This is a genomic window from Paraburkholderia solitsugae, from assembly GCF_013177695.1.
Lineage (GTDB): Bacteria > Pseudomonadota > Gammaproteobacteria > Burkholderiales > Burkholderiaceae > Paraburkholderia > Paraburkholderia solitsugae.
Genome location: NZ_WOEY01000029.1, coordinates 15,832 through 34,873 on the forward strand (window position 1 = coordinate 15,832; position 19,042 = coordinate 34,873).

Consider the following 19,042-nt stretch of genomic DNA (forward strand, 5'->3'; position numbering starts at 1 on the left):
CTGCACAGGCCATCCGTAGCCATTCGGCCAGGCCTCGCGCACTGTCCCGAAACACCGATTGAAGAAGCAAGGAGGTGGGTTTGTTGTCCAGGGTGCGTTTCGATCTCGACACGCTTAAACGGCTCGCGCAGTTTGCCGCGAAGCGCAGTAGCGAAGACCGCATTCCGCAGGTGGCCGGCAGTCTCACGTTCACCACCATGCTTGCGCTCGTGCCGCTCGCCACCGTCGCGTTTGCGTTATTCACCGCGTTTCCGATTTTCAGCTCGTTTCAGATGTCGCTGCAGATTTTCCTCGCCGACCATCTGATGCCTGCGCAACTCAACAGTCAGATTTTCGATTATCTGAATCAGTTCGCGTCGAAGGCCAAGGGCCTCACGACGATCGGTATGATTTTTCTGTTCGTCACCGCCGTGATGACGATGATGACCGTGGAATCCGCTTTCAACGTGATCTGGCGGGTGCGCAAGGCGCGACCGATCGCGCAGCGCATTCTGGTCTACTGGGCGATCATCACGCTCGGCCCGATTCTGATCGGTGTGAGCCTGTCGATTTCTTCCTATCTGTTCACGCGGTCCATGGCGCTCACCACGGCCGTCCAGCATATTCCGCCGGTAATCGACTGGGCGCTGACCGGCGCCGCGCTGCCGTTGACGGCGCTTGCCTTCACGATGCTTTACGTGTTTCTGCCGAATTGCCGGGTGGAGTGGCGTGACGCAGTGATCGGCGGGATTACGGCTGCGATTGCCTTCGAACTCGCCAAGCGGGGCTTTGGCTATTACGTGCGCCGGATTCCCACCTACACCACGGTGTACGGCGCATTTGCCGCTGTGCCGCTATTCCTGCTGTGGATGTACCTATGCTGGTTCATCGCGCTGGCCGGGGCGATGATCGCGTCGGCGCTGCCGGCGATCCGCATTGGCCAGTTTCACCGGCCGACTTTCGAGGGTAGCGATCTGTTCGATTCGCTTGAACTCCTCGCGCGGCTCTCAGAAGCGCGCGATGCCGGCAAGCGTGGCTGCACCGTGCCGGAGCTCTCGCGAATGCTTCGCCGCGAGATGGATACCACGATCAAGCTGCTGCAAAAGCTTGAGGAGATCGAGTGGATCGCGCGCTTGCAGGACGACGACACGCGTGCGCACTTCCTGCTGCTGGCCAATCCGGCGCAGATCACGGTCGAGCGTCTGTTCGGCCTGTTCGTGATCGACCGCGCGGAACTCGAATATCAGCTTGAACTGAACTCTACGCGCGTGGATGGCCAGACGCTGCTGGCGGCGCTGGAAAACGACAAGCTGAAAGTGACGCTCGCTACGCTGCTGGCGGCGCGTGCTGCCGCGCGGGCAGCGCGAGCGCCGGAAAGCGAGCAGGGTGCTTCTTCAATGCCTCATCAGGCTGCCTGAGCAGTGCGCCTGAGCAGGCTGCCTGAAGCGGCGGCAAACCTACAGCGAAATCTTCCCCACGCAGATGTCCTTGAACATCACCCAGTCGCCCATCAGGCTATAAAGCGGATGCCGGAAGGTAGCCGGCCTGTTCTTCTCGAAGAAGAAATGCCCGACCCAGGCAAAGCCATATCCGCAAATCACGGCAGCCGGCAGCCATAGCCAGTCACCGGTGGCGAGCGCCATGGCGAGGCAGCCGATCACGCCGAGCGAACCCACGAAATGCAGCCGCCGCGATACCGTGTTGCGATGCTCGCTCAGGTAGTACGGGTAGAACTCCGCGAAACTCGCGAAGTGATCGGTGTGCGCGGTATGAGCCATCACGGCCTCCGAATGTCGACGCTACTCGATTCCTTGCCCGTCGCTCCCAGGTTGCTTCGCCGCGCGCCGACATGCCTTGCGCGCGCTGGGAGAGAACCGGCTTGACCCATTGTGCGGCTATCGGGGCAGGCGCGCAACCTGGCCATTCGGCCGATGGTGCGCCTTTGCCTGCGCGGTTATCGTGACGATTCGCAGCGACTATTGAACGCCCCCTGGAACGGCACGGGCGGCCTTCGAGGCGAAGCTGAACAGCTCGTCGAGCGTGGCGTCGGGCTGCTCGGTCATCAGGGCATGGCCGGCTTCGAGCATGACGGTGTCGACCGGCACACTGGCTTGAGAGAGCGCGTCGGCGAGCGCTTTGGCCGCGCGCGGTGGCGTCATCGCATCGCGCCGGCCCACGATCAACCGCGTCGGGCAACGCACCTGCGCGGCGCGCGTGAGGCCATCCGCGTAGCTATTGCAGGCGGTGAAGTCGGTGTGGAACAGGTGCGGCTCGCCGCACGCCGAGACGCGTTCCATCAGCCGCTGATTCATACCGTGCAGCCAGAAGCCCGGGCCGGGGCACGACGGCTTGGCGGCGAGCGTCGAGTGCGACCATTGATTGACCATGCCGATTGCATCGGGCTCGCGATGCAGGGCGGCATCGAGCAAGGCGTCGGAGACGGCCATCGGCACGGCGGTGGCGAGTAGCGCCAGGTGCGTCACGCGCGCCGGATAGCGGCCGGCGAAGTCGAGTGCGATCAGCGAGCCCATGCTGTGGCCGGCCACGAATGCGCGCTGTACGCCCGCGGCGTCGAGCAGGGCGGCCAGCCAGTCGGCCATGGCTGTCACGGTGGTAAGCGCCGGGCCGGCGCTGCGGCAGTGTCCGGGCAGATCGACCGCCAGCACGCCGAAGCCGTGATGCGCGAAGTAACGCGTTTGCAATGCCCACACGCTATGGTCATGCTCGGCGCCGTGGATGAACACGGCAGTCGGCAGGCTGGAGTCGAATGGTTTGCCGCCGGTGTACGCATAAGCGGGCTTGCCTTGAACGGTGAGGATCATGCGGACTCCGGGCGGGGTTTGACGGTATTGGCGGACGGTCCGCTCCTGGGCGCAGTCGTCCCGCTCGCTTTCTGCGCGGCTTTGAGCGCGCGCTTGAGGTCGTCGATCAGATCGTCGGGGTCTTCGAGGCCGATCGACAGGCGGATCGTGCCTTCGGCGATGCCGGCTGCGGCGAGCGCGGCGGCGTCCATGCGGAAATGTGTCGTCGATGCAGGATGGATGACCAGCGAGCGTGCGTCGCCGACGTTTGCGAGATGCGAGAACAGCGAGAGCGTTTCAATGAAACTGCGCCCCGCGGCGCGATCGCCGCGCAAATTGAAGCTGAACACCGCGCCCGAGCCGCGCGGCAGCAGACGCTTCGCGAGCGCATGGTCTGGATGCGACGGCAGTTCCGGGTAGGCCACGGTTTCGACGGCAGGGTGTGCGCACAGGAACTCGACCACCTTGCGCGTATTCGCGACGTGCCGTTCCATGCGCAGCGGCAGTGTCTCGATGCCTTGCAGCAGTTGCCAGGCGGCTTGGGGGTGCAGGCACGCGCCGAAGTCGCGCAAACCCTCGCGGCGCGCGCGCAAGAGGAACGGTGCGACCGTGCTTTCTTCGGCGAACACCATGCCGTGAAAGCCCTCGTACGGCTCGGTAAATTCGGGGAAACGGCCGGACGCGTCGAAGTCGAATGTGCCGCCGTCCACGAGTACACCACCGATCGTGGTGCCGTGGCCGCCGAGAAATTTAGTCGCGGAGTGATAGACGAAGTCGGCGCCATGCTCGAACGGCTTGAGCAGGTAGGGCGTGGTGAAGGTCGAATCGACCAGCAGCGGCACGCGGTGTTCGTGCGCGAGCTGCGCCACTGCGGCGATATCGAGCACGTCGAGGCCGGGGTTGCCGAGCGTCTCGCCGAACAGCAGGCGCGTGTTCGGACGCAGTGCGGCGCGCCACGCATCGAGATCGCCGGGTTTGACGAAGCTTGTCTCGATGCCGAAGCGCCGCAGCGTGTAGTGCAGCAGGTTATGCGAGCCGCCGTACAGCGCGCTGGAAGCGACGATATGGGAGCCGGCGCCCATCAACGTGGCGATCGCCAGATGGAGGGCCGCCTGACCGCTGGCCGTGCCGATCGCGCCCACGCCATTTTCAAGCGCGGCAACGCGCTCCTCGAACACGGCCACGGTCGGATTCGAGATGCGCGAATAGACGTGGCCGGCGCGTTCCATGTTGAAGAGCGCCGCGGCGTGGTCCGAGTCGCGGAACGAAAACGAGGTAGTCTGGTAAATAGGCGTGGCGCGCGCGCCGGTGGTCGGGTCGGGCGCTGCGCCGGCGTGCAGCGCAAGCGTATCGAAACGGTTGGCGGACATCGTGGGCGGCGAGGCCACGGACGGCCTCGCGAAAGGTGAAAGTGGCGGCCATCCTATCATCGGCACGGATCGCTTCAAGCGCGGTTTTCCCGATGCGCGCGGTCCGGATCGTGCCCGGCTAACCGTGCAAACGCCCGTTGCGCCTTGGTGGGCGGGCCGCTTTCCTTTTATGGACCTTTCCGCTAGGATCGAAAGTCATTCAGGCATTATCAGCTTAGCGGGTATCACGGAGACAGATCATGCGAGTCAGCGACATTCTTAAAGTCAAAGGCAACACCCTTTTCACGGTTACGCCGGATACCACGCTGCACGACGCAGTCAATACCATGGCCGAGCACGATATCGGCTCGCTGGTCGTGATGGAATACGGCGACCTCGTCGGCATGCTGACGTTTCGCGAAATTATTCTGACCTTGAGCAAGCACCACGGCAGCCTCGGTACCTCCACGATCCGCAAGTTGATGGACGACCATCCGCTCACCTGCACGCCCGAGACGGACGTCAATGAGGTTCGTCGCATGATGCTCGAGCACCACGTGCGCTATTTACCGGTAATGGAAAGCCGCACGCTGATGGGCGTGATCTCGTTCTACGACGTCGCGAAGGCGGTGGTCGAAGAGCAGGGCTTCGAAAACCGCATGCTGAAGGCCTACATCCGCGACTGGCCGGAAGAACAGCAGGAACAGCAACCGGCGCCGCGCTAACTAACGCGCGGTGGCTCACCGCGGCGCTCGCGCCGTTGCCGTGAGGGTGAAGATGCTGTCAAGGCGCGCGCGAAAGCGTGCGCTTTTTTTGTGCCCAGCCCGTTCCTGGCTATTTCCACCTCGTTGCTCTTTTAGCCCGTTTTTAGTCCGTTCCGGAATTTCATGAGCGATCGTCCGTTACCTGCTGCCCGCCGTACCGCCCGCCCTCACGAGTCGCACGAGTCGCAGTTCCGCCTGCTCAGCCAGCGCCGCTTCGCGCCGTTTTTCTGGACCCAGTTCCTCGGCGCGATGAACGACAACGTCTTCAAGATCGGCTTCACGTCACTTGTGACGTATCAGGCGGCGCGCTTTTCCGGTGTCGATCCGAAAACGGCGGCGTTCCTGATCTCGGCGATTTTCATTCTGCCGTTCGTGCTGCTCTCGGCCACCTCCGGCCAGATCGCGGACAAGTACGACAAGGCGATGCTCACGCGCTTCGTCAAGAGCTTTGAAATCGTCGTGATGTTGATCGGCGGCGCGGGTTTCTGGCTGCATAGCGCGCCACTGCTGTATGCGTGCACGTTTCTGATGGGTGTCCATTCGACCGTGTTCGGACCGGTCAAGTATTCATACCTGCCGCAGCATCTGTCGAAGTCGGAACTGGTCGGCGGTAACGGCATGGTCGAGATGGGCACCTTCGTCGCGATCCTGATCGGCACGATCGTCGGCGGCGTGGGCGCGGGTTTCGTCGAGCATGGCGCTGTGGTGCTGGCCTGCGCATGTGTCGGGATTGCGCTGGTGGGGCGGCTGGTGTCGAACTTCGTGCCTGTCACGGCAGCGCCGCAGCCCGGCCTGAGCATCAACTGGAATCCGGTCAGCGAGACGTGGCGCAACCTGAAGCTCGCGCGCGAAAACCGCACGGTGTTTCTGAGCCTGCTGGGGATTTCCTGGCTGTGGTTCGTCGGCGCGACCTTTCTGTCTTCGTTTTTCAGTTTCGCGAAAAATGTGCTGTCAGCCGATCCGGACGTCGTGACTGTGCTGCTCGGCACGTTCTCGATCGGCATCGGCATTGGCTCGCTGCTGTGCGAAAAGCTCTCGAAGCGGCGCATCGAAATCGGCCTCGTGCCGCTCGGCTCGATCGGCATGAGCGTGTTCGCGATCGATCTGTTCTTCGCGAGTCATGCGTTGCCGGCCGCCGGGCATTTGCTGAGCGTTGGCGAATTTCTCGTGCGAGCTGCCCATTGGCGAGTGCTGGCCGATCTGTTTCTGCTGGCCATGTTCGGCGGCTTCTATAGCGTGCCGCTCTATGCGCTGATCCAGAGCCGCAGCCAGCCGAGCCACCGCGCGCGCATCATCGCCGCGAACAATATTCTGAATTCGCTGTTCATGATCGTCTCGGCGTTGATGGCTTTGGGGTTGACCGCGGCGGGCTTCAGCATTCCGGCGATTTTCCTCGTCACCGCGTTGCTGAACATTGTCGTCGCGACGTACATCTATTCACTCGTGCCCGAGTTTTTGCTGCGTTTTATCGCCTGGGTGCTGGTGCACACGTTCTACCGGATTCGTCTGGTGCATGCCGAACGGATTCCGGAAGAGGGCGCGGCCGTGCTGGTGTGCAACCACGTGAGCTTTGTCGACGCGATCGTCATCATGGCCGAGAGCCCGCGGCCGATCCGCTTCGTGATGGACTATCAGATCTTCAAGTCGCCGTTCGCCGGCTGGGTGTTCCGCCATGCGAAGGCAATTCCGATCGCTCCCGCCCATCAGGATCCGGCGCTGCTGGCGCGCGCCTATGAGCGCTGCGCCGAGGCGCTCGCCGAGGGCGACCTGGTCTGCATCTTCCCGGAAGGCAAGCTGACAACGACCGGCGAGATGAATCCGTTCCGCCACGGCGTGACCGAGATCATCCGCCGCACGCCGGCGCCGGTGATACCGATGGCGCTGCGCGGACTGTGGGGCAGCGTGTTTTCGCGTGCCAACGACGCGCACTGGCCGCGGCCGATCCAGAAGGGTGTGATGAGCCGGCTGACGCTGGCGGTGGGTGAGCCGATCGATCCGGCAGAAGCGACGCCGGGGGTACTGCAGCAGATCGTCACCGAGTTGCGTGGGGCGCGGAAGTAGAGCCGCGGGATAACGGCCTGCCGATCGGGCCGGTAGCGCAAGCTGCGGCGTCAGGGAATTCGCGGTTGTGTCCCGGGTTGTGTGCCGCATTGTGTGCCGATATGGCAGTCATTCCTGCGCGCCCACCTGCGGCCCCGCCCTGCCGGCGACTCGTCCGGAAGGCAAAGGCTCGTCGCGCGCTGCGGCCCTGGCCCCTTGAGGGCTGGCATAATAGTGCCTTCCCCGCATTTCTTTGGACGACGCCCATGTCCGGCAACACGCTCGGTACGCTTTTCACTGTCACGACCTTCGGCGAATCGCACGGCCCCGCTATCGGCTGCGTGATCGACGGCTGCCCGCCGGGCATGGCGCTTGGCGAAGCCGACATCCAGCTCGAACTCGACCGCCGCAAGCCGGGCACGTCGCGCCACGTCACGCAGCGCCAGGAAGAAGACAAGGTCGAGATCCTGTCGGGCGTGTTCGAAGGCCAGACCACCGGTGCGCCGATCGCGCTGCTGATCCGCAATACAGACCAGCGCAGCAAGGACTACGGCAATATCGCGGACACCTTCCGTCCCGGTCACGCCGACTACACCTACTGGCAGAAATACGGCATTCGCGACTATCGCGGCGGCGGCCGTTCGTCGGCTCGTCTGACTGCGCCTACGGTGGCTGCCGGCGCCGTTGCGAAGAAATGGCTGCGCGAAAAGTTCGGTACCGAGATCCGCGGCTACATGGCGGCGCTCGGCGAGATCGACGTGCCGTTCGTCGACTGGGCGCATGTGCGTGAGAATCCGTTCTTCGTGCCGAATGCGGAGATCGTGCCGGAACTCGAAAGTTACATGGACGCGTTGCGCAAAGACGGCGACTCGATCGGCGCACGCATCAACGTAGTGGCTTCCGGTGTGCCGGTCGGGCTCGGCGAGCCGCTGTTCGACCGCCTCGATGCGGACATCGCGCACGCCATGATGGGCATCAACGCGGTGAAGGGCGTCGAGATCGGCGCCGGATTCGCCAGCGTCGCGCAACGCGGTTCGGTGCATGGCGACGAGTTGACGCCGGAAGGCTTCGTCGGCAATCACGCGGGCGGCGTGCTCGGCGGTATTTCGACCGGGCAGGACATCACGGTGTCCATCGCGATCAAGCCGACTTCGAGCATCCGCACGCCGCGCCGCTCGATCAACAAGGCGGGCCAGCCGGTCATCGTCGAAACGTTCGGGCGCCACGACCCGTGCGTCGGCATCCGTGCCACGCCGATCGCCGAGTCCATGCTCGCGCTGGTGCTGATCGACCACGCGCTGCGCCACCGTGCGCAATGCGGCGATGTCGCCGTCAGCACGCCGAAGATCGCGGCGAGCGCGCCGTAAAGGGCGCGCTCTGAGCGTCCTCGTACTGCGCGCGCAGCATCGTCTCAATGACCGATACGAACATCGAGCCGGCAGATAGCCAACTCGCGGACCTGCGAGCGCGCGCCGCCGCGTCGCATGCCGGCGCGGCCGACTGCCTCGCGTTCGGACAAGCGCTGCTGGAACGCGCCGGCCGCGACAAGGCCCTTCGGCGCGAGGCGCTCGCGGCGCTGGTGCGCGCTTACCAGCTCGATCCCTCCTGCGAACCTACGCTGCTTCACACGATCGCGCAGACGGGCTTCATCGTGCGCGACTGGTCGCTGGTCGACTCCGCCACGGCGCTATTGCTCGCGCAAAACGCCGAAGACGCCAACGCGCTGATCTGGCGGGCAGCGGCCGTGCAACAGCGTGACGACTTCGAGTCGGCCGAGCGATTGCTGCGCGACGCGGTGCGCGCTGTGCCGGGCAATCCGGTGGCGCTTCACAAGCTCGCGTTGTGCATCAAGGAACAGGCGCGGTTTGCTGAAGCGGAAGCATTACTCAGGCAAGTGCTGGCGTTGTCGCCGAATAACGCGCATGCGCTGTTCGATCTGTCGGAACTCGAAATCCGCACGGGACGTTTCGCCGAAGGCTGGGTGCATTACGAATCACGCGTCGCGTTCGCCGACGATTTGAACAAAGCGCAGCATGCGCTCGCTGCGATCAGTGCGCATTGGCAGGGCGAATCGCTGGAAGGCAAAACGCTGATCGTGTATGGCGAGCAAGGCAACGGCGACTGCCTTTGGGCGGTGCGCTTTCTGCCGCTGCTGGCGGAGCGGGCGCGACGCGAGGGCGGCCGGGTGATTTTTGGTCACGACGGACCATTGCGGCATCTATTCGAACGGATGCTGCCTGCTGACTTGCCGCTCGAAACGAGCCTTGAGACCCGGCCGGATTTCCATTGCGGGTTGATGAGCTTGCCACTGCGGCTTGGCGTCTTCGATGCAATGGGATGGGGTGCGCCGTATCTGAGCGCCGAACCCGAGCGTGCGCAGGCATGGCGCGAGCGGGTTCATGCGCACACGGCCGGCAAGCCGGGCAATCGCAACGTCGGTTTAGTGTGGAACGGCAATCCTGACCATATCCGCGATACGCGGCGGTCGGTGCCCGTCGAGCAACTCGAGCCGCTATTGAGCGTGCCGGGTGTGACCTGGTTTGCGTTGTCGCCTGGGCGCAGCCAGACGGTCGCGCAGTGGCGAACCAAGGGGCTCGATGTTGCCGACTTGACCCACCATTTTCAGTCCGGATTCGACGATGTCGCCGCGTTGCTGGCGAATCTGGATCTGGTCGTCACGATCGATAGCCCGACTTTCGCTATTCGCGCCTGAAAGCCACCGTTTTTCGCCATTTCCTGACCCGACCGCAGTCGTAAGTCCTTGATTTGTTGTGTGGTGGTGCGCGGGGGACGGCGAAAATCGCTTGTAGTGAAGACCTTGGTCCTTGGCGTTGCGGCAGCGTGTTCCTACACTGTGCGCATGTTTCTCAAGCGCACCCAGCGGATCAAGGACGGCAAGACGCACCACTATTGGAGCGTGGTGGAGAACCGGCGTCTGATCAATGGCAAGGTGATGCAGCGTCAAGTGCTGTACCTGGGTGAGATCAACGACAGTCAGAAACTTGCCTGGCGCAAATCGATCGAGGTCTTTGACGAAGGCACCCGGCGTCAGGTCGCGCTGTTTGCAGATGATGCGCTGCCGGCTGATGACGCCAGGGCGATCGGCGTGCGGTTGAGCGAGATGCAGCTGAAGCGCCCGCGGCAGTGGGGGGCGTGCTGGCTGTCGTGTGTGCTATGGCAGCAGCTGGGCATGGACGAATTCTGGTCGGCACGCCTGCCGGCGTCGCGCAAAGGCACCCGCTGGCTGCAAGTGCTGCAGACCCTGGTGGCGTATCGGCTGATCGATCCTGGCTCGGAGTGGCGCCTGCACCGGCACTGGTTCACATCGAGCGCGATGGCGGATCTGCTGGACGCGGATTTTGCGCTGGCCGGCAAAGATACGCTGTATCGCTGCCTAGACAAGCTGCTGCCGCACAAGGATGCCCTGATGCTGTTTCTCAAGCAGCGCTGGGGCGAACTGTTCGGCGCCTCGTTCGACGTGCTGCTGTACGACCTGACCAGCACCTACTTTGAGAGCGACACACCGCGGGAAGCGCCGGACAAGCGTCAGTACGGCTACAGCCGCGACAAGCGCGGCGACTGTCGGCAGGTCGTGATCGGCCTGATCGTCACCCCGGAAGGCTTTCCGCTGAGCTACGAAGTGCTGCCCGGCAACACCGCGGACTGCACCACACTATCGGATCTGCTCAGGCGCATCGAAGCCCGATACGGCAAGGCAAATCGGACGTGGGTCATGGACAGGGGAATCCCAACGGAAGAGACGCTCGCACAAATGCGCGAGATGGGCGCCTCGTATCTGGTGGGCACGCCCAAGGGTCGCCTGAGCAAACTGGAGCAGTCCTTCCTCTCAAAGTCGTGGGAGCGAATCCGGGACGGCGTGCACGTCAAGCGCCTGCCGCAGGACAGCGAAACCTACGTGCTAGCCGAGAGCGAGCATCGCATCGGCAAGGAACGTGGCATGCGGCAACGCCGGCTCAAGCGCTATGTACAACGGCTCAAGCAATTGCAGGGGCAAGGCCTCACGCGTGATGAACTGCTCATGAAGGTGGGAGCGGCCAGACAGGACGCCGGGCGAGCCGCTTATCTGATCAGGCTGACGTTGCCACAAAGCCATGAGGCCGTGACGCCGGACACGTTCCACTTTGAGCTTGACCGCGCCAGGCTGCGCCGGACGCGACGCCGGGAAGGACGATACCTGCTGCGCACCAACCTGACAGGCCACGATCCGGGTCAGCTCTGGACCTTCTATACGCAGCTCACTGAGGTCGAACAGGCGTTCAAGGAACTTAAGCATGACTTATCAATACGGCCAATCTACCATTTCCGGGAAGAGCGCATCGAAGCCCATATCTTCGTCGCTTTCCTGGCGTACTGTCTGCAGGTGACGCTGAAAAACCAGCTCAGGCGCGCAGCGCCGGGCCTGACACCGCGCGCAGTGCTGGAGAAATTCAAGACCATGCAGATGGTCGACGTTCATCTGCCGACCACTGACGGACGCGACCTGATCCTGTCTCGCTACACCCAGCCAGAACCAGAGCACCGCCTGCTGCTTGACCATTTGCGCCTGACCTTGCCCGCACAGCCACCGCCGAAAATCACGGCCCGGCCATCGCCAGTCGCCGCTACCAAAACGTACGCCCTGTAGTGAAGACTGTTGATATGCACGTCATTTAAAATCAATGACTTGGCATCAGCCGAGGCCGCGAATAGCGAAAGTTGGGATAGCGGGCCCGCGCATCTGGCGGGCGCGCTCGGCGTGCCGACGTGTTTGATGATCGATCATGTGTCGGCATGGTTTTGGGGCGACGAATGGCGCACCGCGGCCTGGTACGATTCTATTGAGCTCTTTCGACAGCCTGAGATTGGCGCGTGGGCGCCGGTGCTGGCTAAAGTGCGAGAGCGGATTGAAATGATGCGGGGCGTCTGAGCTTTTTGCTTTGCGGTGGCGTTGGCAATACACCTGTAGCGGATGCCGCTTTGTCTTTTACCTGCTCGGAGCAATTGACCGCGTGCCGCGCGCGGACAGACATACAAGCTCCGCGCACGGCAAACAAGCACCGAATCACATATTCGGATAGTTAGGACCGCCGCCACCTTCAGGCGTCACCCAGACGATATTCTGGGTCGGGTCCTTGATATCGCAGGTCTTGCAATGCACGCAGTTCTGCGCGTTGATCACCAGCCGCTCGCTGCCATCATCGTTCTTCACGAACTCATACACCGCAGCCGGGCAGTAGCGCGATTCCGGACCGGCATAGGTCTGCCAGTTCACGTTCACTGGCACCGAAGGATCTTTCAGCGTCAGGTGAGCCGGCTGATTCTCTTCATGGTTGGTGTTCGAGATGAACACTGAAGACAACCGGTCAAACGTCAGCTTGCCATCCGGCTTCGGATAGACAATCTGCTTGCACTGCGAAGCAGGCTTCAACATCTCGTGATCGGAATGCTGGTGATGCAGCGTCCAGGGCACATTGCCGCCCAGCAGCTTCTGCTCGATGCCGACCATCAGGGTACCGAGGTACAGACCCTTGCTCATCCACTGCTTGAAGTTGCGCGCGCGATGCAGTTCCGTGTGCAGCCACGACGTCTTGAAGCTCTCCGGATAGGCCGTGAGTTCATCGCTGGTGCGTCCGGCCTGCACGGCTTCAAACGCAGCGTCAGCCGCCAGCATGCCGGTCTTGATCGCCGCATGCGAGCCCTTGATCCGCGAGGCGTTCAGGAAGCCCGCATCGTCACCGACCAGCGCACCACCCGGGAACACCAGCTTCGGCAGCGACAGCAGGCCACCCGCGGTGATCGCCCGCGCGCCGTACGACACCCGCTTGCCGCCTTCCAGAATCGCGCGGATGGCAGGATGCGTCTTGTAACGCTGGAATTCCTCGAACGGCGACAGGTACGGGTTCGTGTAGCCGAGGCCGACCACGAAGCCCACCACCACCTGGTTGTTGTCCATGTGATAGAGGAACGAGCCGCCGTACGTGTCGTTCTCCAGCGGCCAGCCGGCGGTGTGCATCACCAGACCCGGCTTGTGCTTCGCCGGATCGATTTCCCACAGTTCCTTGATGCCGATGCCGTGGACCTGCGGATCGACGCCTTCGCGCAGCTTGAATTTGGCGTTCAGTTGACGGCCCAGATGCCCGCGCGCGCCTTCGCAGAAGAGCGTGTATTTCGCGTGCAGTTCCATGCCGAGCTGGAAGTTCTCGGTCGGCTCGCCGTCCTTGCCGATGCCCAGATTGCCGGTCGCGACGCCTTTGACCGAGCCATCGTCGTTATACAAAATCTCCGCAGCAGGAAACCCCGGGAAAATCTCGACGCCGAGCGCCTCGGCCTGCTGACCCAGCCAGCGCGTGACGTTCGCGAGGCTGATCACATAGTTGCCGTGGTTCTTGAAGTTCTCCGGCAGCGCCCAGGTCGGCACGCTCTTCGAACCGGTTTCGGTCAGGAACAGGAACTTGTCTTCGGTCACGTCCACCGTCAGCGGCGCGCCTTTTTCCTTCCAGTCCGGGATCAGTTCGGTGATCGCGCGCGGATCCATCACCGCGCCCGACAGGATATGCGCCCCGATCTCCGAGCCTTTTTCCAGTACGCACACGCCAATCTCGACGCCTTTTTCAGCCGCCAGCTGCTTCAGGCGGATCGCCGCGGACAGGCCGGCCGGGCCGCCGCCGACGATCACGACGTCGTATTCCATCGACTCGCGTGGACCGTATTGCTCAATGAGACTTGCGGGGGTCATTGATGCTCCTCTTCTTACCGTTAGAATGCCTTTTCGGGATCGTATTGTGGGCGATGGTCTCCGCCACTGCAACCCGATGAGCAGAGATTAGCACGATCGTTCTATTTCTGTGATACGGTATGACCCGCAGTGCCGGTCCTACCGCACCCATCAACCGCGTCTGTAACAACAACCGAACAAGGGAACGACAATGGGCCGTTCGATCAATCTGGAAGGCAAAGTCGCGCTGATCACCGGCGCCTCGAGCGGGTTGGGGAAGCGCTTTGCTCAGGTATTGTCGCAGGCGGGCGCCAAGGTCGTGCTGGCGAGTCGCCGCACCGAGCGTCTGAAGGAGTTGCGCGCCGAGATCGAAGCCTCCGGCGGCGCGGCGCACGTTGTCTCGCTCGACGTCACGGATTACCAGAGCATCAAATCAGCCGTCGCTCACGCGGAAACCGAGGCGGGCACGATCGACATTCTGGTGAACAATTCAGGCGTGTCGACCACGCAGAAGCTCACGGAAGTCACGCCAGCCGATTTCGAATACGTGTTCGACACTAACACACGCGGCGCCTTCTTCGTCGCCCAGGAAGTCGCCAAGCGCATGATCATGCGCGGCGGCAACGCGCAGAAGCCGTCATACCGGATCATCAATATCGCGTCGATGGCGGGCTTGCGCGTGCTGCCGCAGATCGGCCTGTACTCGATGAGCAAGGCCGCCGTCGTTCATATGACGAAAGCCATGGCGCTGGAATGGGGCAAGCACGGCATCAACGTGAACGCCATCTGCCCGGGCTATATCGATACTGAGATCAACCATCATCACTGGTCGACCGAGCAGGGGCAGAAGCTGGTCTCGCTGCTGCCGCGTCACCGTGTCGGCAAGCCGGAGGATCTGGACGGGCTGTTGCTGCTGCTGGCGGCCGACGAATCGCAGTTCATCAATGGCTCGGTGATCGCCGCCGACGATGGGTTCGGGATCGCCTGAACGCGGCTTTGGGCCGCCGTTGGGGGCCTGATGGGATTTTTGCGCCGGCCCGCGCGCCGGCTTCAACCTGGTTTCAACCCGTTAAAGAAGGACGATGAGCGATTTTCACGCAGTTTTTGAGATGTCGATGCCGATCCGCTGGGGCGACATGGACGCATTCGGCCATGTGAACAACACGGTCTATTTCCGTTACATGGAGCAGGTGCGGATTTCCTGGTTCGAACAAATGGGTATGGTCGGCAGCAACGCCGACGGGCAGGGGCCGGTGATCGTCAATGCGTCGATGGAGTTTCTTAAGCAGTTGCACTATCCCGGCGATGTGATCGGCCGGATGTCCGTGGCCACGCCCGGACGCAGCAGCTTTGACACGGCCTTCGAACTCGTGCGCGCCGATGATCCGAGCACCGTTTATGCCCGTGGCGCTGCGCGCTGCGTGTGGATTGACTACGCCGCAGGCAAGTCGGTGCCGGTTCCGGATCGACTGCGCGACACGATCGAGCGCGCGGCGCTGGTCAAGGCGGCTTGATCGCCCGGCTCCCGTAACAAGCTCGTAGCCGCGCTCGCAATGGAACCTGGAGCCATTCTCGCGTTCGCTGCGGGTCGCCTCAAGGTCGCCCTCCCAACCGAGCCGGCATCCGATTCCAGAGCCGTCAGTGCCCGAGCAAACGCTGCAATAGCTCGGTCGCATTCCCCGTATCGTATTTGCGCATCAGCCGCGCGCGGTAGACATCGACCGTGCGCGGGCTGATATCCAGCACCCGTCCGATCTGCTTGCTGGTTTTGCCCGTCACCAGTTGCGCGGCGATTTCCCGTTCGCGCGGCGTCAATTCGACCGCCACGCGCCGCGTCGCGCTCAAATCCTCGAAAGTCCACACCCCCGCGGCATGCGGGTCGGTGCGTTGCTGCGCGCGGCCCGTCACGTGGCACCAGAACAATTCCCCATTGGCCCGCTTCATGATCCGGTCATCCGCGTAACTGCCTTGCGCGGTCATGATCGGCGGAATCCGCGCGCCGATCCGCTCGAATTCGTCCGTCGACGGATACAGAATCTGAAACGACTGGCCAAGCAGCGCCTCGCGCGTGCAGCCGAATATCGACGCCAGCTCGTCGTTGCAGTCTTCAATGATCCGTTCGCGCGACAGCACGAGTCCGATCGGGGCGAGGTGAAACGCGGTTTGGTAATCCAGGGCGGGCATGGGTTGGCGGCAAGTACTTATGTATTTTTGCGTATTGTGCCGCATGGCGCGCCCAGCGTACTCTTTCGAGCACATGACAACGCGGCGAAGCGTCCGCAGCAGGCATTGGCGCGAGGCAGGGCAACCTGAGCGCAAAGCCGGCCGCGGATGACTAGAATGACGTGTCGGGCGTTTGCCCGCTGAACGTCTTATCGAAGTCGCAACGAACCGGTTTCGGGTTTCCATAAAGGAAGGGACAAACGATGAACAAGGTCTATCCAGGCGCCGCCGAGGCGCTGAAAGACATCGTCAAGGACGGGCAGACGTTTGCCGTCGGTGGCTTCGGGCTGTGCGGCATTCCCGAGGCGCTGATCGGGGCGCTGCGCGATTCGAAGGTGCAGGGCATCACCTGCATCAGCAACAATGCGGGCGTCGACGGTTTCGGCCTCGGCCTGTTGCTCGAAACGCGCCAGGTCAAGAAGATGATCTCGTCGTATGTGGGCGAGAACAAGGAGTTCGAGCGCCAGTATCTGGCCGGCGAACTCGAGCTGGAATTCACGCCGCAAGGCACGCTCGCCGAGAAGCTGCGCGCAGGCGGCTCGGGCATTCCGGCGTTCTTTACGAACACCGGCTACGGCACGCTGATCGCCGAGGGCAAGGAAACCCGCCAGTTCGGCGAAAACCACTACGTGCTCGAACACTCGCTGACGGCCGACGTCGCTTTGGTCAAGGCATGGAAAGCCGATAAATCGGGCAACCTGATCTATCGCCGCACTGCGCGTAACTTCAACCCGATGTGCGCGATGGCCGGCAAGATCACGGTCGCGGAAGTCGAGGAAATCGTTGAAGTGGGCGAACTCGATCCGGACGCGATCCACACGCCGGGCATTTTCGTGCAGCGCATTGTGCTCAATGCGCATCCGGAAAAACGCATTGAACAACGCGTCGTCCGCGCGAAAGGAGACTGATCATGGCATGGACTCGTGACGAAATGGCCGCACGCGCGGCGAAGGAATTGCAGGACGGTTTCTACGTGAACCTCGGCATCGGCTTGCCGACCCTGGTGGCGAACCACGTGCCGGCTGGCGTCGAAGTGTGGCTGCAGTCGGAGAATGGCCTGCTCGGCATCGGCCCGTCGCCGACCGAAGAAGAAGTGGATGCCGACCTGATCAACGCCGGCAAGCAGACGGTGACCACGCTGCCGGGTTCGTCGATTTTCTCGTCGGCGGATTCGTTCGCGATGATTCGCGGCGGCCACATCAACCTGGCGATTCTGGGCGCGATGCAGATCAGCAAGAAGGGCGACCTGGCCAACTGGATGATCCCCGGCAAGATGATCAAGGGCATGGGCGGCGCGATGGATCTGGTCGCGGGCGTCAAGCGCGTGGTCGTGCTGATGGAGCACGTCGCGAAGGGCGATCAGCACAAGATTCTCGAAGAATGCACGTTGCCGCTGACGGGCGTGGGCGTGGTCGACCAGATCATTACCGACCTCGGCGTGATCGAAATCACGGAAGACGGTCTGAAGGTGACTGAACTGGCGCCGGGCGTCAGCGTCGACGAAATCAAGGCGAAGACAGGCGCGCCGCTGGATGTGAGCGCGGTGAGCTGAATGGTGTTGTGAGCCGTCCGCGGTTCTGGTCTGTATGACCGGCACGCGGCGGCGAGGCAGGATCCGGGGCGGGCGAGGCGTGAGTCTCGCCCGCTTTGTTTTAAGCGCCGGGTGTTCGTTCTGCACAGTCTTCGGCCGTCCTAGGCCGTTAGGCTGATCCTTGCCGTGCGGCAAAGCGGTTTACAATCCTTTGAAGATTGGACGCGTATTGATCCCTACTGTGCCCAGGCCGAATCCGCAGCGTATTTGCAAGGAACCCAGATGACCGAAACGTCCGCTTCCACCGCCGGGCGGCCTACGCCGCGCCAACGCTATGTGCAGTGCGCGAGCCCCGGTGGCTTGCACCGTATCGCCTATACCGAGTGGGGCGACCCGGGCAACCCGCGTGTGCTGCTGTGCGTGCACGGCTTGACGCGCTCAGGGCGCGATTTCGACCGCCTCGCGGCGGAATTCGCCGGTACTTACCGCGTGGTGTGTCCGGATGTGGCGGGGCGGGGCTTGTCTTCGTGGCTCGCGAACCCCAACTTCTATGGCATCCCGCAGTACGTCGCCGACATGGTTACGCTGATCGCGCGTCTGAACGTCGAAACGGTCGACTGGTTCGGCACTTCGATGGGTGGTCTGATCGGGCTCGCGCTGGCCGGTCTGCCGGAAACGCCGATTCGCAAGATGTTGTTGAACGACGTCGGTCCGCATCTGGAGCCGGTGGCGGTGCAGCGTATCGGCGATTACCTCGGCAAGCCGGTGCGTTTCGAAACGCTGCAGCAGGGCATCGATTACGCTGCGTTGCTGGCGCAATCCTTTGGCCCGCTCACGCCGGACGAATGGCGTGAGATCAATACGCCGCTTTTGCATGAGCAGGACGGCGCGTGGGTGCTCCGCTATGACCCCCGGATTGCGCAGCCGTTTGCCGCGACGACCGAAGAGGCGACCAAACTCGGCGAAGCGGCGCTGTGGCATTCGCTGGCTGTGTTTCAGGGGCCTGTGCTGGTGGTGCGCGGTGAGCAATCGGATCTGCTCTCGCGTGAGACCGTCGCGAAGATGGTCGAGACCGGACGCGCCGTATCGAACGCGGAAGTCGCGGGCGTCGGGCATGCGCCGGCGTTTTTGTCGGCCGATCAGATCGACCTCGCGAGGCAGTTCTTTATCGGTCCGGCCGTCGACGCGTCATAATATCGGGTTCCGCGCGGCGTCCTTGACTGGACGCAACGCGAAACGCATCTTCGATCAACTTTCAACCAACCTCAGGATTCTTCATGGCAGTCATTCGTCACCACGTCGGCAAGCGTCTCTCGGAAATCGCCGTGCACAACGGCACCGTTTACCTCGCGGGCCAGATCGCCGAAGACGCGGATCAGGACATCACGGGTCAGACGCGCGAAGTGCTCGGCCATATCGACCGTCTGCTGGCTGAAGTGAACAGCGACAAGTCGCAGTTGCTGTCCGTGCAGATCTACATCTCGGACATGGTGCACTTCGCCGGCATGAACGCAGTGTGGGACGAGTGGGTCGCACAAGGCGCCACGCCGCCGCGCGCTACCGTGGAAGCGAAGCTCGCGAATCCGAAGTGCCTCGTCGAAATCGTCGTGGTCGCCGCGCAGCGCGATTGAGCCTGGATG

The 19,042-nt window shown here is 62.8% G+C and carries 17 protein-coding genes and 1 pseudogene; 13 read left to right on the forward strand and 5 right to left on the reverse strand.

The genetic code is table 11. The annotated features are described in order from the left end of the window. Positions 1-80 precede the first annotated feature (80 nt). Positions 81-1,397 (forward strand): YihY family inner membrane protein, encoded by a 1,317-nt coding sequence (locus GNZ12_RS07810; RefSeq protein WP_172309795.1) that lies wholly within the window; start codon positions 81-83, stop codon positions 1,395-1,397. 39 nt (positions 1,398-1,436) lie between these two features. Here the strand turns inward: GNZ12_RS07810 and GNZ12_RS07815 are convergent, their stop codons facing one another. From GNZ12_RS07815 to GNZ12_RS07825, 3 genes are all read right to left on the reverse strand, one after another. Next, positions 1,437-1,757 carry an Mpo1-like protein gene (locus tag GNZ12_RS07815; RefSeq protein WP_074282753.1) on the reverse strand — a complete coding sequence of 107 codons (321 nt, stop codon included), beginning with the start codon at positions 1,755-1,757 and terminating at the stop codon, positions 1,437-1,439. Positions 1,758-1,955: 198 nt separating this feature from the next. After that, positions 1,956-2,801 (reverse strand): alpha/beta fold hydrolase, encoded by an 846-nt coding sequence (locus GNZ12_RS07820; RefSeq protein ID WP_172309796.1) that lies wholly within the window; start codon positions 2,799-2,801, stop codon positions 1,956-1,958. Further along, positions 2,798-4,150, reverse strand: coding sequence for an O-acetylhomoserine aminocarboxypropyltransferase (locus GNZ12_RS07825; RefSeq protein ID WP_172309856.1), 1,353 nt, complete (start codon positions 4,148-4,150; stop codon positions 2,798-2,800). The genes GNZ12_RS07820 and GNZ12_RS07825 overlap by 4 nt, the downstream gene beginning before the upstream one ends. Positions 4,151-4,389: 239 nt before the next feature. On the opposite strand from GNZ12_RS07825, the gene GNZ12_RS07830 reads away from it, so the two are divergent. The 6 genes and pseudogenes from GNZ12_RS07830 to GNZ12_RS07855 all read left to right on the forward strand — a co-directional run. Continuing rightward, the gene (locus GNZ12_RS07830) at positions 4,390-4,854 is read left to right on the forward strand and encodes a CBS domain-containing protein (RefSeq protein WP_172309797.1); all 465 of its coding nucleotides are present in this window, start codon (positions 4,390-4,392) and stop codon (positions 4,852-4,854) included. Positions 4,855-5,016: 162 nt separating this feature from the next. Further along, entirely contained in the window at positions 5,017-6,954 is a 1,938-nt protein-coding gene (locus tag GNZ12_RS07835; RefSeq protein WP_172309798.1) for an MFS transporter, read from the forward strand. 245 nt (positions 6,955-7,199) lie between these two features. Beyond that, the gene (gene aroC / locus GNZ12_RS07840; RefSeq protein ID WP_172309799.1) at positions 7,200-8,300 is read left to right on the forward strand and encodes a chorismate synthase; all 1,101 of its coding nucleotides are present in this window, start codon (positions 7,200-7,202) and stop codon (positions 8,298-8,300) included. 47 nt (positions 8,301-8,347) lie between these two features. Continuing rightward, on the forward strand, positions 8,348-9,646 hold the full coding sequence (locus GNZ12_RS07845; RefSeq protein ID WP_235993641.1) for a tetratricopeptide repeat protein: 1,299 nt from the start codon (positions 8,348-8,350) through the stop codon (positions 9,644-9,646). Positions 9,647-9,793: 147 nt separating this feature from the next. Next, a complete protein-coding gene (locus GNZ12_RS07850; RefSeq protein WP_216673134.1) occupies positions 9,794-11,578 on the forward strand; it encodes an IS1634 family transposase in 1,785 nt (594 codons plus the stop codon). A gap of 75 nt (positions 11,579-11,653) precedes the next feature. Further along, positions 11,654-11,860, forward strand: a pseudogene (locus GNZ12_RS07855) (ADP-heptose--LPS heptosyltransferase); the annotation flags it as partial. Positions 11,861-11,995: 135 nt separating this feature from the next. Here the strand turns inward: GNZ12_RS07855 and GNZ12_RS07860 are convergent. Further along, a complete protein-coding gene (locus GNZ12_RS07860) occupies positions 11,996-13,669 on the reverse strand; it encodes an electron transfer flavoprotein-ubiquinone oxidoreductase (protein ID WP_172309801.1) in 1,674 nt (557 codons plus the stop codon). Positions 13,670-13,859: 190 nt separating this feature from the next. On the opposite strand from GNZ12_RS07860, the gene GNZ12_RS07865 reads away from it, so the two are divergent. Next, a complete protein-coding gene (locus GNZ12_RS07865; RefSeq protein ID WP_172309802.1) occupies positions 13,860-14,636 on the forward strand; it encodes an SDR family oxidoreductase in 777 nt (258 codons plus the stop codon). A gap of 94 nt (positions 14,637-14,730) precedes the next feature. Then, on the forward strand, positions 14,731-15,162 hold the full coding sequence (locus GNZ12_RS07870) for an acyl-CoA thioesterase (RefSeq protein ID WP_172309803.1): 432 nt from the start codon (positions 14,731-14,733) through the stop codon (positions 15,160-15,162). Between the two features lie 124 nt (positions 15,163-15,286). Here GNZ12_RS07870 and GNZ12_RS07875 read toward each other — a convergent pair whose 3' ends face one another. After that, positions 15,287-15,832 carry a LuxR C-terminal-related transcriptional regulator gene (locus GNZ12_RS07875; RefSeq protein WP_172309804.1) on the reverse strand — a complete coding sequence of 182 codons (546 nt, stop codon included), beginning with the start codon at positions 15,830-15,832 and terminating at the stop codon, positions 15,287-15,289. Positions 15,833-16,074: 242 nt separating this feature from the next. Between GNZ12_RS07875 and GNZ12_RS07880 the strand changes: the two genes are divergently transcribed. The 4 genes from GNZ12_RS07880 (at position 16,075) to GNZ12_RS07895 (ending at position 19,033) form a co-directional block, all read left to right on the forward strand. After that, on the forward strand, positions 16,075-16,779 hold the full coding sequence (locus GNZ12_RS07880) for a CoA transferase subunit A (RefSeq protein ID WP_028200192.1): 705 nt from the start codon (positions 16,075-16,077) through the stop codon (positions 16,777-16,779). Between the two features lie 2 nt (positions 16,780-16,781). Beyond that, complete coding sequence (locus GNZ12_RS07885; protein WP_172309805.1) at positions 16,782-17,423, forward strand: CoA transferase subunit B; 642 nt, start codon at positions 16,782-16,784, stop codon at positions 17,421-17,423. Between the two features lie 261 nt (positions 17,424-17,684). Beyond that, the gene (locus GNZ12_RS07890; protein WP_172309806.1) at positions 17,685-18,596 is read left to right on the forward strand and encodes an alpha/beta fold hydrolase; all 912 of its coding nucleotides are present in this window, start codon (positions 17,685-17,687) and stop codon (positions 18,594-18,596) included. 83 nt (positions 18,597-18,679) lie between these two features. Continuing rightward, complete coding sequence (locus GNZ12_RS07895; RefSeq protein ID WP_074282765.1) at positions 18,680-19,033, forward strand: RidA family protein; 354 nt, start codon at positions 18,680-18,682, stop codon at positions 19,031-19,033. Positions 19,034-19,042: the final 9 nt, after the last annotated feature.

Bases quoted from the DNA above. Each gene is read 5' to 3' on its own strand.
- GNZ12_RS07890 (WP_172309806.1), top strand. From the start codon at position 17,685: ATGACCGAAACGTCCGCTTCCACCGCCGGGCGGCCTACGCCGCGCCAA.
- GNZ12_RS07850 (WP_216673134.1), top strand. From the start codon at position 9,794: ATGTTTCTCAAGCGCACCCAGCGGATCAAGGACGGCAAGACGCACCAC.
- GNZ12_RS07825 (WP_172309856.1), bottom strand. From the start codon at position 4,150: ATGTCCGCCAACCGTTTCGATACGCTTGCGCTGCACGCCGGCGCAGCG.
- GNZ12_RS07835 (WP_172309798.1), top strand. From the start codon at position 5,017: ATGAGCGATCGTCCGTTACCTGCTGCCCGCCGTACCGCCCGCCCTCAC.
- GNZ12_RS07845 (WP_235993641.1), top strand. From the start codon at position 8,348: ATGACCGATACGAACATCGAGCCGGCAGATAGCCAACTCGCGGACCTG.
- GNZ12_RS07815 (WP_074282753.1), bottom strand. From the start codon at position 1,757: ATGGCTCATACCGCGCACACCGATCACTTCGCGAGTTTCGCGGAGTTC.
- GNZ12_RS07820 (WP_172309796.1), bottom strand. From the start codon at position 2,801: ATGATCCTCACCGTTCAAGGCAAGCCCGCTTATGCGTACACCGGCGGC.
- aroC (WP_172309799.1), top strand. From the start codon at position 7,200: ATGTCCGGCAACACGCTCGGTACGCTTTTCACTGTCACGACCTTCGGC.
- GNZ12_RS07895 (WP_074282765.1), top strand. From the start codon at position 18,680: ATGGCAGTCATTCGTCACCACGTCGGCAAGCGTCTCTCGGAAATCGCC.
- GNZ12_RS07860 (WP_172309801.1), bottom strand. From the start codon at position 13,669: ATGACCCCCGCAAGTCTCATTGAGCAATACGGTCCACGCGAGTCGATG.
- GNZ12_RS07865 (WP_172309802.1), top strand. From the start codon at position 13,860: ATGGGCCGTTCGATCAATCTGGAAGGCAAAGTCGCGCTGATCACCGGC.
- GNZ12_RS07880 (WP_028200192.1), top strand. From the start codon at position 16,075: ATGAACAAGGTCTATCCAGGCGCCGCCGAGGCGCTGAAAGACATCGTC.
- GNZ12_RS07830 (WP_172309797.1), top strand. From the start codon at position 4,390: ATGCGAGTCAGCGACATTCTTAAAGTCAAAGGCAACACCCTTTTCACG.
- GNZ12_RS07885 (WP_172309805.1), top strand. From the start codon at position 16,782: ATGGCATGGACTCGTGACGAAATGGCCGCACGCGCGGCGAAGGAATTG.
- GNZ12_RS07870 (WP_172309803.1), top strand. From the start codon at position 14,731: ATGAGCGATTTTCACGCAGTTTTTGAGATGTCGATGCCGATCCGCTGG.
- GNZ12_RS07875 (WP_172309804.1), bottom strand. From the start codon at position 15,832: ATGCCCGCCCTGGATTACCAAACCGCGTTTCACCTCGCCCCGATCGGA.